Genomic DNA, 12,307 nt, shown 5'->3' on the forward strand with positions numbered 1-12,307 from the left:
AAAAAGAGCAATCTTGTAAGGAATTCCTAGCCTGCCGAACCTGGCGGGCACCGGTCCGGCGCTATGAAGCCGGCGGATACCGGGGAACGAGCGCTTAAGGCTGCCCGGTGCAATCGGCTTGCAATGGATCTAAGCGCAGTTGGTTTAGATCGTGCAAATCCGCGAGCGCCGGTTAACCGCAAGCAGCCGCTTCCCCTTAAGCTAGGCTCCGCTGCCGGTCCGGCGGAATTCCCCATGCAAGGTTCGTATCCAGGCATGAACAAGAGGAGAGGATAACATGTTTAAAAAAATAATCATTCAAGCCGATGAACGCGGCCTGCTGTTCAATAAAGGCCGATATATGAAGCCGTTGGCTCCCGGCATCCATTGGGTATCTAAGCTGCGCGGCGATACCGTAACCGTGATGAATGTCATGAAGCCTTTCATCGTGCCCGGCAAAGAGCTGAACCTGTTTCTGCAGGACGAGGAGCTGCTCCGCGAGCTGGAGGTGGTCGATGTACAGGACTATGAATATGTGCTGCATTACGAAGATGATAAATTCGCCCAGCTGCTGACTGCGGGCAAATATGCGTTCTGGAATGCGTTGAGGCGCCACCGGTTCATCCGGGCCGATATCCGCGTGCCGGAAATCGGATCCGAAGTGGATCTGTCCATCCTGCCGAAACTGGGCGGCTGCGTTCAGATGCAGGAGGTGGCAAGCGGCGAACGCGGCATGCTGCACTATAATAACGTGATGCAGAAGGAGCTGCCTCCGGGTAAATATTACTTCTGGCGCGGTCCCGTGCAAGCCGTGATCAAGACCGTCGACCTGCGCCAGCAGCAGCTCGATCTGACCGGCCAAGAGATGATGACCGAGGATAAAATTACGCTCCGGCTCAATTTTGTCTGCCAATACCGGGTCGTCGAACCGCTTCGGGCGCTTGAAATCAAATCGTTCGAAGAGCAAATCTACATTCAGCTGCAGCTCGTGCTGCGTGAATATGTCGGAACGCTCAAGCTTGACGAGCTGCTGCGCACCAAGCAGGAAATCGCTGCATACGCGCTGTCCCGCCTGAATGAGAAGAGCGCCGAATTCGGCATCAAGTTTCTGTCGGCCGGCGTGAAGGACATCATTCTGCCCGGCGAGATTCGGGACATCCTGAATACGGTGCTGCTGGCCGAGAAGAAGGCGCAGGCCAATCTCATCACGCGGCGCGAAGAAACGGCCTCCACGCGAAGCCTGCTGAACACCGCGAAGCTGATGGACGAGAACCAGACGCTGTTCCGGTTGAAGGAGCTTGAGTTTCTGGAGAAAATATGCGAGAAGATCGGCACGATTTCCCTTTCCGGAGGGAGCAATCTGCTGGAACGGCTGAACGCGCTTATCGGCCCGAAAGGGGATGCTTCCTAAGAAGGAGGCTTCCCCGGCGCAAGCCCGCCGGCAGAGGATGTTCTTTATGTGGGCCTGCTGAAACAGGCTCACGGGATGCATCTGGCTCCGCGAGATATAGTGCGAAGCGGAGAGATTTGGAGCAATGAACGCCTTTCGCTATAATGAAACCTGTATGCGACCGCCGTCATGGAGCCACGTTTACCGTGCGAGACGAGCATGGTCTGGATCTTGCCGGTGCTGAATAATGCAATAGAGGAGGATTTTCATGGAGATCATCTATCATGGCCATTCCTGTGTCCAATTGAACGCGAATGGCAAATCGCTCGTCATCGATCCGTTTTTGCGCGGCAATCCGCAAGCGGTGACAAAACCGGAGGATATCCTGGTGAATGCGGTATTGCTTACTCATGCCCATACCGATCATATCCTGGATGCAGAATCGATAGCCCGAGTTAATGCAGCCCCAATCGTTGCGATACATGAGCTGGCTACCTTCTTCAGCTGGAAAGGGCTGGAGACGAGAGGCATGAACTTGGGAGGCACGATGGATCTCGGCTTTGCGAAGATTAAGATGATTCAGGCGTTCCACAGCTCAGGCATCATTTTGGACGATGAAAAGCGGATCATTTACGGCGGCATGCCGGCCGGCTATATTGTGACGGCTGAAGGTTTCACAATCTTGCATGCCGGCGATACCTGCTTATATGGAGATATGAAAATGATCGGAGACCGCCACGACATTGACGTTGCGTTCATTCCGATTGGCGACTGCTTCACGATGGGTCCCGACGACGCGCTTCAGGCGGCAGAATGGTTCGGTGCAAAAACAGTCGTGCCTATTCACTATGACACGTTCGCGCCGATCAAGCAGGATTCCATTCAATTCGTCAAGCGGCTTGAGGAAAGGGGTTTCGCCGGACGCGTCATGGCGCCGGGAGAACGACTTTCGCTGTAAACAGAAAACCGGCAGCTAAGGGGATACCCTTTTGCTGCCGGTTTTTTTACGTTGTCCTGCACCAATGGATCAATAGCTGCCGCAAATCCATACACTTGCCGGCTTGAGAAAGCTGAGCAATCCCGCTCTCATTAATATCGGGGAGGTTGTCCGCGTGCGGGACAAACTGCTGCATGCCGAGCGGCAGGCGATGACATTAATCGGCTAGCTCTGTCCGCGGCAACCGGAGAGCATCATGCGGGGTATTCACACTTCAAAAGCGGCCTGTCTCTCGGCAGTCCGCTATTCGATTTACTCCCCGTACCTGGCCAGCGCCTTCACCGTGGATTCCAGCATTCGGCGCTGCAGCTTCGCGCCTTCTACCACGCGAATCCGTTTGCCGAGGAAACGAATTTTCGATAGTACATATTCGCTCTCGTCGCCGAGGAACGCAAGCTTGATCCGGTACGTATCTTCGTCACTATCGTAGTCGACTTCCTTCTCGAAGCAGGAGAAGGCATAGAGGATACGCGAGAGCTCCGGATTGAACAGCCTGACGACCTCGATGACGGCATGCTCCTTGCGGCCCTCCAATTTCGCGGCAATCTGCGCAGGCAGGGCGGCCGCATGTTCCGGCGAGATAGCCTCTTCTTGTACGGATACAATGTTCGCAAGTCTAGTGGACATGAAGCTTTGGTGCCGCATATGGTGCCAGAGCAGGTACCATTCCCGTTTGACCATACTGTACTCCAGACGGTAAGGGAAACCGAGGTGGCCGGCATAGACGCCGCCGTTCTTCAGGCGGAAGGTGAGCCGGATCCCGCTGCCGTTCATGATCATGCTCCTAAGAGGCCGAAGGAGCGGGTGGTAGACTTGACGCTCCGCGCTTCGCGCTTTTTGCGCGATATGATCGGATATTCCAAGCGTTGGCTCCGTCTCCAGCAAGGCGCGTAGCTTGGACAGCGTATCCGGCATAAAAGCTTGATCCGCGGCCGGATGCGCGAGCATCGTTTTCAGCCACGCCCTCTCATGAGAGGTGAGCGTATAGGATCCGGACTCTTCCAGGCGAGAAATCAATTGATAGTTAAAGATTTTCTCGAACAGGTTCATAGTAGGCTTGAAGCTCCTTCCATTCCGCGATGAACTCGCGCCGGAGCTGGATCGGCTCCAGCACTTCGCAGCTCGACCCGAAGCTGCGGAGCCACGGCTTGATCTCCGTTGTTCCGTTTACGGTAATCTCGTAGATGAATGATTCATCGGTCGTTTCGGTAATCTCGCCCCATTGCCCCTGGAGCTCGACGCGCTCCCGCACGAAGTTAGCTTTCACCCCTTCCGGATTGAAGAATCGAGCCCGCACGAGGACGGCCCGTCCGGTATCGATGAGCCAGCTGAAACGCGTCCGCAGCTCCAGAAGTTCCATCCTCTCGGCAAACAGCGGCTCGTCCGTTGCGTCTCCGTCCTCGATGATTTGAGTAATGCCCTCCACGCGGTATTTCACAATATCTTGCCGGGCATAACCGAGCAGATACCATCGCCCGTATTGATGGTCGTATACGACCTTCAGCGGCAGCATCTTCGCTTGCTTGCCTTCGGATTCGCGCTCGAACAGCGGATTCGTATTCTTCGAACCGTAGCTTTGCCGTTTCTTCGGCGGGAAGTAGAGGAACGAGATCGTCCGCCGCTCCCGGATCGCTTGAAGCAGGGTGAACAAATGAGCCTCGTCGAGGATGCGGGAATAGTAGTGATACCGGTATAGAAAAGGCTCCGCCGCATCCTGCAGCTTCAGCGCCTTCTTCAGGCTGTCGCGGAGCAGATAGCCTTGGACGGAGGGCACCTGCGTATTGGCCATGACATCGACGAATGCATATAGATCGATGCGCTCCTCCTCCGTCAAATCGTCCACCAGGCGGTTATGGATGGCATAACGATAAGGGCGCCCTCCGCCGTCGCGGCGGATAACGCCGACGTCCTCCAGATAGCGCAGGTCGGACCGGATCGTCTTCTCATCGGGCATCGGAATATCCCCGGGCATTCCGCCGCCGCAAACATCGAGCAGCTCCATAGCGGTATGGGACCGCTGCTGAAGGGCGGCGATCATAAGAGAGAGTCGGTAGCTCTCCGACTCCTTGACCGATTTGGCCCGGTATAGAAAGAGCAGCATCGGGTCGACGCTCTCGTAATAATTGAAGCGCAGCATGTCCGCAAACTCGCGGCCTTGAGCCTCGGGCAACTGCTGGCAGACCGTGCCGACGATATCCTTCAGACGGCGGAGCGTCTTGTCGAAGGTGTGGACGGAGATGCCGAGCCGCTGCGCAAACTGCTGCCGGCTGTAAGCGCCGCTCGTGAGCACCAGCATGCGCAGAAATTGCACTTCTTTATCAAAGCTCTCTTTGGCCATGCTGCGAATACGCTCCTTTCAGATCCGAACAAGCTTATACTTCTCATTGTATCAGCGCGCACAGACGGTTGGTAGGGTAAGGTAGTATCTCGTCATACTTTCGCCATGTTCGAGAGAGGCAAAATGAGCGATGATAGGAGCATGAACTTTCACGATAGGAGTGTTAAGGTAATATGACGTATCAAAACATACAAGGCGTCCGTGTCTGGGGGAAGCCCGATGAAGGCGCGGTGCAGCAGGCGAAGACCTGTAACGAGTACGGCAACGTGGTGCAGACGCTGTTGATGGCGGATCATCACAAAGGTTACAGCCAGCCGATTGGCGGGGTTGTCGTCTATGACGGGCAAATATCGCCGTCAGGCGTCGGCTATGATATCGCCTGCGGGAACAAGGCGGTGCGCACGAACCTTATGGCCGCGGATATCAAACCGGGAATAGCCGTTATCATGGACCGGATTGCCGCGAGAATCTCATTCGGTGTCGGCCGGGTCAATAACGTGAAGGTGGATCACGAGCTGTTCGATGATCCGGATTGGGCCGTTTATGCGTCCATAGGACGCCAGGAGCACGATAAACTGAAGGCACTAGCCCGGGATCAGCTCGGAACGGTCGGAAGCGGGAATCACTTCGTCGATTTGTTCGAGGAGGAAGAGACGGGGAGGCTGTGGGTGAGCAATCATTTCGGCAGCCGAGGATTCGGACATAAGACGGCCAGCGGCTTCATCAATTTGGCTTCAGGACGAGGATTTTTGGCTTCCGCGCCCGGCGAGAAGATGGACCAGCCGCCGATTCTGCTCGATCTTGACGATGAGCTTGGAGATATGTACTACCGCGCCATGAAGCTGGCCGGCCGTTATGCATATGCCGGACGTGATTACGTGATCGCACAAGTGCTGGCGATTCTCGGAGCGGAAGCGGACTTCGAGGTGCATAACCATCATAACTACGCGTGGAAGGAGCAGCACGGCGGCCGGAATACCGTCGTTATCCGGAAAGGGGCGACGCCTTCCGCGCCGGGTCAGCTCGGCTTTATCGGGGGCAGCATGGGGGATATTTCCGTCATCGTGAGAGGCAAGGATACCGATGAGAATCGGGACGCCTTCTACAGCACGGTTCATGGCGCAGGCAGGCTTATGAGCCGTACGCAGGCGGCAGGCAAGATGAACTGGAAGACTCGCAAGCGCACGGGCGGCCAGATCTCGCCGGAGCAAATGATGGACGCTGTCCACCGTTACGGGGTCGAGCTCCGCGGTGCGGGTACGGATGAGAGCCCGTTCGTCTACCGCCGGCTGCAGGAGGTGTTGGACGCTCACGATGAAACCATTGAAGTTCTGCACGTACTGAAACCGATCGGCGTCTGTATGGCCGGTGCGGACGAGTTTGATCCCTACAAGGATTAGGCCAGGCCGGCTCATGTCGGATGATGATAAGGCAACTCATTCTATAGACCTACTAAATTTACTGAATCTATTTACTTTCGGCATAGAAACCGATACTATATACCTATAATTGGTTAAAGTTGACACCGATGTTACTGGCAAATCCGTCGAAAGGCGGGGACGCAAAGCTGCGGGTCTAAGGCATATCAGGTATGCTATGACAGCCGGGCCGCCATAGGGTGTCTTTTCTATTGCATACATACGCACGGGGGGAACTTCAGATGGTGAACAAAGCAATCAAAGGAATCATGGTCATTTCAATCATGCTGGCATCGACCGGGGTAGCTGCAGCCGAACCGCTAAACCCTGCTTCTGCTTCGGTACACGCAAGTCCAATGGCTAATAAGAAGATGACCGCCGCCACCTTCAACAAGAAGCTGGCCGAGCAAGCCCGGACAAGCGGTGCGCTGAAGAAGCAGCAGGGCGCTCTGCTGATCCAGCTCAAAAATTCAGAAAGCAAGCTGACCGATCAGCTCGTGGAGCTGCTGGAAGCCGAGGATGCCGTGGGCTTTTTGAATGAGGAGCGCACGCAATTCTTTGCGGGTACTATGGCCAAGCTGGCTGCACGCGACGAAGGCGTAGCCGAATATCTGGAGGAGGACGAGCTGGATCTTGTCTCATCGCTCTCTTCAGGATGGCTGTCCGCGAGCAAGCAGGTGGACAAGCTTAAAGCTTCCTATGCCAAACTAGGCGCAGCCTTCAAAACCTACGTCAACCAAAAGCTGTATCAAGAGGCGCTGAATGCGCGCAATGAGCAGATCGGTCTGGATAAGAAGCTAAACGCGTTCTACAGCGGGATGATATACAAGCAGGATGAGATCAATGACGTTCTTTACGATGTGCTTAACCCGTATGCGTTCGATGATGAATGGATTGACGACAGCGACCACGAAGACGTATACGATGGCGGCTACAACTCCGTATGGGACTCCGTCTACGGTCAATAGATTCAAGCAGCCGATTCTCTATAAACCGCCCTCTTTCTGGAGGGTGGTTTATTTACGTTCTATTCATATATTTCATAGATATGCCGTTATTAATAGGACGGTACCCTAATATTGTGTGATAAAATAAATACCGCAAATGACAGATTATACATACAGTTGGTGACCTCATGAATGAATCTTTGAAGCCTTTCTTAGCGCTAGCCGATGCCGTTATCATTACGAACGAGAAGCACCAGATTCTAGCTGTGAACAAAACCTATGAATGCATAACAGGTTTCCCATCGGATTTAATCGTCGGCAAGAAAGCGAGTATTCTGCGGACCAGGCTTACCCCGGATGAGACGTATATAGGCATGTATGAGTCCTTGAACAGCGGCTCTCCCTGGTCGGGTATTTTTACGAACCGGAAGCGCGACAATAGCTTGTGGCACTCCTCGATCACGATAAGTCCATTCTTCATAGAAGGCAATACTTATTACGTCGGGGTATTCCGGGAGCTGGAGCAGCTCGACCGCGGCTATTATTTGGATGAACAAAGGGTATCGTCGATACAAGCATCCCTGCTGAAGGTACTGGCGATTTCATGCGAAATACGCGATCCTGGAATCGAGTCTCATCTCGTGCGCGTGCAGCAGCTGACCGAGCTTCTCACGGAACGGTATAATGAACGATGCGGCTTGAATATGCCGTCTCTTGAACTTGCGGGATTCTCCCGTTCCAGCATATTACACGACATTGGGAAATCAGCCATTCCCGAAGGCATTCTATACAAGCCCGGCCGTCTAGCGGATTATGAGCGTACCATTATCGAGATGCATACCGTAATAGGCGTCGATATCATAGGCAAAATATATTCGGAGCTGGATGATGAAATATTCGAAAACGAGCTATCGACAGCCAAAAATATCATTCTGCATCATCATGAGAAATGGGATGGCACGGGGTATCCGCATGGGCTAAAGGGGACGGATATCCCGCTAGAAGCGCGGATCGTCAGCGTCGTCGATGTCTTCGATGCGCTTATATCGAAGCGGCCCTATAAGGAGAAATGGCCGATCTCCGATGCCATGCAGTATTTAAATACGAATAAAGGGAAGCACTTCGACCCCGAGCTGGTCGATTCATTCCTGACACTGTATGAGGAAGGCATGCTCCTGCCCGAGTCGGATACATAGTTTATATATAAAGAAGAAGAGCGTCCCTGGGATGCTCTTCTTCTTTATATATTGTTCTAAACTACTCCACTTTGAACCTGGCTGCCGATTCGACTAATTCTTTGGTCAAATCGTCGATCGTTCTGACCATGTCCGCGAGCTGTTGAACCATGGCCGATTGCTCTTGGATGGTTGCTGTCACTTCTTCGACGGATGCGGACACTTGCTCGCCTGAAGCGGATAAGCCTTGTGCGGATACGAGCATTTCATCTTTATCATGCTCGATATGATCGATTTCCGCTGCCATCGATTTGATTTGCTCCGCGATATCCGATACATTCTCCAGAATCGTACGGAACGATTCCTGAGTTTGTCCTACATAGTCGTCCTGCTGGCTGGAGATCACGCGTATTTCCCGGACGCTGTCGTTGTTCTGGGCGACGAATCCGAGATTCTGCTGTATTATCGCATGAATTTCACTCGATTGTTTCGCGCTTTGTTCGGCCAGCTTGCGGATCTCCGAAGCGACAACGGCAAAGCCGCGGCCGTGCTCGCCGGCTCTTGCCGCTTCGATGGAAGCATTCAAGGCGAGCAGATTGGTCTGATTGGCGATATCCGCAATGGCACCGGTTATTTCGCCAATGCTTGTGGAGCTCTCCTCCAGCTTCAACGTAATGGAAGAGATCTTCCGTACTTCTTCTTCATTACGGTTATTAATCTCCATTAAGCGGTCGACGACTTCGTTGCCGACGTGGAATACATCGACGATTTCATCTGTGCTTGCCTTGACGGACTGGGCTTTGCCGTTAATGGAAGCAACCTTTTCCCCGAAGCCGTAGAACTTATCGACGATTTGCTCCGTGTCATTCGCCTGTGATTCCATCGCCTTGGCTATTTCGCCGGCTGTCGTTGATGTTTCGCTGATCGATACCGCCGTTTGCTTCGATGAAGCCTCCAATTGTACGGTGCTCGCCTTGAGAACGTCAATGGACCGGTTCATATGCGAAATAAGCTCCTTGTTCTGGCCGGCCATCGTATTGAAGCTCTCCGCCAATTGCTTGAATTCGCCGTCATAGCGCCCGGTGGCGGAGACGGTCAAGTCGCCCGAAGCTAATGTTTTGAACAGCTTGGCCAGCTGCGCAATCGGTTTGGTAATCATCCGGGATATCAGTATTCCGGCAGCAATGGCGATGATCGCGGCAATGAGCAGGACAATAATGACCTGGAACAGCATTTTCTTTAGGGGTTTCTTAATATCGCCATAGCTGTCGGAAACGACGACGATCCAATCTGCTTTCGGAATTTTCGTATAACGAATATAGTTATCCGCCGTCTCGAACTCGCCCTGCAGCACTTTTCCGGAGGCGCGCTCCTCTATGAAGGCGTCGATGCCTGCGGATTGAAGCTTTTGTCCCAGCGTGTCGGATGATTTGGAATCGTAAAAGACAAGTCCGGATCGGCTTAGAATCGTAACGGAGCCTTCTTCATTGATGCGGATATTCTGCAGCTTATCCACAAAGAATGAAGTGCTCACGGAGGAACAGAAGACGCCCAGCACCTGACCATTATCATCTTTAATCGGTACCGCGATCGCGATGATTAACGAGTTCGTGGATTTGGACACGATGGCATCGCTGATAAACGGTTCGCCTTGCATCGCTTTGACGAAATATTCCCGATCCGCCCGGGATTGCCCGATGCTCTTCGAATTGTTGCTTTCGGCAAGTATCGTTCCCTTTGAGTCCAGGAGGATGAAGGAGTCGTAGCCTTGCGTTCCGGTATAGCTCTTCGTCATGATTTCATTGACTTTGGCGAATGACGGATTTTTGGCCGAAAAGAATTCGTTATCGGAGAGCGTGCCCTTCTCGCGCAATTGCAACAGATTCTTAAACGTATCGTGCACGGACATCAGATAAGTCGATTGCTCTTGTAATTGAATGGCGGTCCAGAGACCTTCTCCGATCCGGTCCGAGTTGGCGCGCATTTCATCTTTACTCTTTTGAAGCAGGATCGACGAGCCTAGCGAATACATGGTAAACCCGGATCCGAGGAGCGTGACGACAACTAGTATACAGATGTATACGGGAAGCTTGATGCGGAGGGAAAGATTTGCCCATAGTTGTTGCCATTTTGTTTGTTTCTTCATGCTGCAGCCTCCTTAAATTGTGAAAAAAGCGTGGACGTTGAATTTTAACCCTAATCGTTATCGGGTATTGTTTTAGCGTTTTGAAGAGGGCGTTTCAGAAAATGAAAATCTTGTCGAATTTTCCCGAAACTGAAACTTTCTTGCCAAGCTATCCAGCACAAAAAACCCTTCTTCTTGCCGCAGGCAAAAGGAAGGGGAACTTCGATCATGGTCGATGAGATGAATTCGTTGCGTAGCAGGATCTATTTTCAACAGCTAGAAGGTTCGGCGGCTTCCGGTGTGGCCTTTTTGTGCCGCGCTGATCAAGAGCAGGATGGCAGAAACGAGGTGCATGATCCAGCCCAAGACCGGAATCCACGCAAGTGCGGAAGTTACGATCCCAAAGACGGAGCCGTAGATAGGTTCGCGATTATTTAACGACAAAACCAGCGTAATGAGGTGCAGAATAAACATAAGCCCGAGCGGAGTGTACGAGAAGCCTACAACAATCAAACCCCCCAGTACCGGTATTGCAAGTATGAGCTCCAATAGGCCGGTTAAGATCCTCAGTATTCTCGAGTTCGTCAAGATGCAAACCTCCTATAAATAGGTGATTTTTACTATATGGTATCATGTTCATTTTCATGCAACAAGGTATGACTACCCTGCTTTATCGGTTATCTTTCAGCTCCATGCCGGCTATTCTAGCGTAGAAGGTTTCGCAGTCATGATGTAGAATGGTGAAAGATCATAACGCTTTGCCGACCATTAGCCAATTAATCTCATAATAAGTAGAGGAGCACACCGTATGAACGATATTCGCGCGCAATTAAAGCCCGAAGTTAATGCTTATTTGACTCGAATAGGCTTTAACGGACCCATAGACGGCAGCGCATCGACGCTAGCGGAGCTGCAGGAACGTCATCTGCATACGGTTCCGTATGAGAATCTGGATATTTTGCAGCGCATACCGTTATCATTGGAGATTCCGGATCTGATAGAGAAAATTGTCGTGCATCGCCGAGGGGGATATTGTTTCGAACTTAACGCTCTATTTGGCTGGCTGCTGCGCGAGCTTGGTTATCCCGTAACGGATTTCGTCGCCCGTTTTTGGCGGGATGAGCCGGATTGTCCGCCAAAACGCCGGCATCATGTATTGAAAGTAGAGGCAGAGGGCTCTTCCTATTTATGTGATGTAGGTGTGGGCGGAATTGTGCCGCGCAGACCGATCCTGATGGCGGAGGGACTGGAGCAGCAGCAAGGGGATGAGCTATACCGCCTTGAACGGGACCGTAATTACGGCTGGATTTTAGCTGAGTTCAAGCGCGAAAGCTGGCATTGGATTTACTCTTTTACGGAAGAGGTTCAATTACAGAAGGATTTTGTGATGGCTACGTTTTGGTGTGAGAATTCACCCGACTCTATATTTATTAAGAATAGAATGTTGGCGATCCGTACAAATGAAGGGCGCAACTCGGTTGCTGGGGATGAATTCCGGATCTTTACTAATGAAGGTGTGCGCAGCTTCGTTCCGGATACCGAAGAAGAATACAAGGAAGCGCTGCGCGTTCATTTCGGTATCGAATTGAACTGAATACGCTATACGCTCATTCGGATGAGTTGATCAGGCAGCTATCGTTCGTGTTGTCTCAAGCGGCAGAGTCATTCTCGGTTGATTCGAAAGCCATGTTTATTCAGCTGAGTTGACTGCTGCCGGATAAGAGCAAATTTAACTAGGTATAGGATGCTGCAATCTGTGGAATTCTGTAGTAAATAATGCTGCAACTAAGGGAAATCGACAAACTTTATCAATTTCCAAAAAAAACATCTTTACAAAACAGTTGATTGTAAGGTATATTCTAATTCCGGCCAAGAGAAACAACGCCGGGATGCAAATTAGAGTGAAAAAATAATAGTTGCTTTTTAAATGGGCAGCAT

Annotated in this window: 10 protein-coding genes and 1 riboswitch; of the genes, 6 read left to right on the top strand and 4 right to left on the bottom strand. The window is 52.1% G+C overall.

Annotated features, from left to right (window positions below; genetic code table 11):
* Nucleotides 1-277 precede the first annotated feature (277 nt).
* Together L1F29_RS04330 and L1F29_RS04335 are read left to right on the top strand one after the other, a co-directional pair.
* Complete coding sequence (locus tag L1F29_RS04330; RefSeq protein ID WP_258387151.1) at nucleotides 278-1,390, top strand: slipin family protein; 1,113 nt, start codon at nucleotides 278-280, stop codon at nucleotides 1,388-1,390.
* A gap of 247 nt (nucleotides 1,391-1,637) precedes the next feature.
* Nucleotides 1,638-2,327: a metal-dependent hydrolase gene (locus L1F29_RS04335; RefSeq protein ID WP_258387152.1), complete on the top strand. Its 690-nt coding sequence runs from the start codon at nucleotides 1,638-1,640 to the stop codon at nucleotides 2,325-2,327.
* A gap of 291 nt (nucleotides 2,328-2,618) precedes the next feature.
* On the opposite strand, the gene L1F29_RS04340 is transcribed toward L1F29_RS04335, so the two are convergent.
* Nucleotides 2,619-3,416, bottom strand: coding sequence for a WYL domain-containing protein (locus L1F29_RS04340; RefSeq protein WP_258387153.1), 798 nt, complete (start codon nucleotides 3,414-3,416; stop codon nucleotides 2,619-2,621).
* Nucleotides 3,391-4,704, bottom strand: coding sequence for a helix-turn-helix transcriptional regulator (locus L1F29_RS04345; protein WP_258387154.1), 1,314 nt, complete (start codon nucleotides 4,702-4,704; stop codon nucleotides 3,391-3,393). Before L1F29_RS04345 ends, L1F29_RS04340 begins: the two co-directional genes overlap by 26 nt.
* 173 nt (nucleotides 4,705-4,877) lie before the next feature.
* On the opposite strand from L1F29_RS04345, the gene L1F29_RS04350 reads away from it, so the two are divergent.
* From L1F29_RS04350 to L1F29_RS04360, 3 genes are all read left to right on the top strand, one after another.
* Nucleotides 4,878-6,104 (top strand): RtcB family protein, encoded by a 1,227-nt coding sequence (locus L1F29_RS04350; RefSeq protein ID WP_258387155.1) that lies wholly within the window; start codon nucleotides 4,878-4,880, stop codon nucleotides 6,102-6,104.
* Nucleotides 6,105-6,230: 126 nt separating this feature from the next.
* A riboswitch (cyclic di-GMP riboswitch) is annotated at nucleotides 6,231-6,320 on the top strand.
* Between the two features lie 44 nt (nucleotides 6,321-6,364).
* A complete protein-coding gene (locus L1F29_RS04355; RefSeq protein ID WP_258387156.1) occupies nucleotides 6,365-7,090 on the top strand; it encodes a hypothetical protein in 726 nt (241 codons plus the stop codon).
* Between the two features lie 167 nt (nucleotides 7,091-7,257).
* The gene (locus L1F29_RS04360) at nucleotides 7,258-8,265 is read left to right on the top strand and encodes an HD domain-containing phosphohydrolase (RefSeq protein WP_258387157.1); all 1,008 of its coding nucleotides are present in this window, start codon (nucleotides 7,258-7,260) and stop codon (nucleotides 8,263-8,265) included.
* 61 nt (nucleotides 8,266-8,326) lie between these two features.
* On the opposite strand, the gene L1F29_RS04365 is transcribed toward L1F29_RS04360, so the two are convergent.
* Nucleotides 8,327-10,390 carry a methyl-accepting chemotaxis protein gene (locus tag L1F29_RS04365; RefSeq protein WP_258387158.1) on the bottom strand — a complete coding sequence of 688 codons (2,064 nt, stop codon included), beginning with the start codon at nucleotides 10,388-10,390 and terminating at the stop codon, nucleotides 8,327-8,329.
* 255 nt (nucleotides 10,391-10,645) lie between these two features.
* Entirely contained in the window at nucleotides 10,646-10,957 is a 312-nt protein-coding gene (locus L1F29_RS04370) for a hypothetical protein (RefSeq protein WP_258387159.1), read from the bottom strand.
* 220 nt (nucleotides 10,958-11,177) lie between these two features.
* Between L1F29_RS04370 and L1F29_RS04375 the strand changes: the two genes are divergently transcribed.
* Nucleotides 11,178-11,963 (top strand): arylamine N-acetyltransferase family protein, encoded by a 786-nt coding sequence (locus L1F29_RS04375; RefSeq protein ID WP_258387160.1) that lies wholly within the window; start codon nucleotides 11,178-11,180, stop codon nucleotides 11,961-11,963.
* Nucleotides 11,964-12,307 lie beyond the last annotated feature (344 nt).

The organism is Paenibacillus spongiae (assembly GCF_024734895.1).
Taxonomy (GTDB): Bacteria; Bacillota; Bacilli; order Paenibacillales; family Paenibacillaceae; genus Paenibacillus_Z; species Paenibacillus_Z spongiae.

Bases quoted from the DNA above. Each gene is read 5' to 3' on its own strand.
- L1F29_RS04335 (WP_258387152.1), top strand. From the start codon at position 1,638: ATGGAGATCATCTATCATGGCCATTCCTGTGTCCAATTGAACGCGAAT.
- L1F29_RS04330 (WP_258387151.1), top strand. From the start codon at position 278: ATGTTTAAAAAAATAATCATTCAAGCCGATGAACGCGGCCTGCTGTTC.
- L1F29_RS04350 (WP_258387155.1), top strand. From the start codon at position 4,878: ATGACGTATCAAAACATACAAGGCGTCCGTGTCTGGGGGAAGCCCGAT.
- L1F29_RS04375 (WP_258387160.1), top strand. From the start codon at position 11,178: ATGAACGATATTCGCGCGCAATTAAAGCCCGAAGTTAATGCTTATTTG.
- L1F29_RS04365 (WP_258387158.1), bottom strand. From the start codon at position 10,390: ATGAAGAAACAAACAAAATGGCAACAACTATGGGCAAATCTTTCCCTC.
- L1F29_RS04340 (WP_258387153.1), bottom strand. From the start codon at position 3,416: ATGAACCTGTTCGAGAAAATCTTTAACTATCAATTGATTTCTCGCCTG.
- L1F29_RS04360 (WP_258387157.1), top strand. From the start codon at position 7,258: ATGAATGAATCTTTGAAGCCTTTCTTAGCGCTAGCCGATGCCGTTATC.
- L1F29_RS04345 (WP_258387154.1), bottom strand. From the start codon at position 4,704: ATGGCCAAAGAGAGCTTTGATAAAGAAGTGCAATTTCTGCGCATGCTG.
- L1F29_RS04355 (WP_258387156.1), top strand. From the start codon at position 6,365: ATGGTGAACAAAGCAATCAAAGGAATCATGGTCATTTCAATCATGCTG.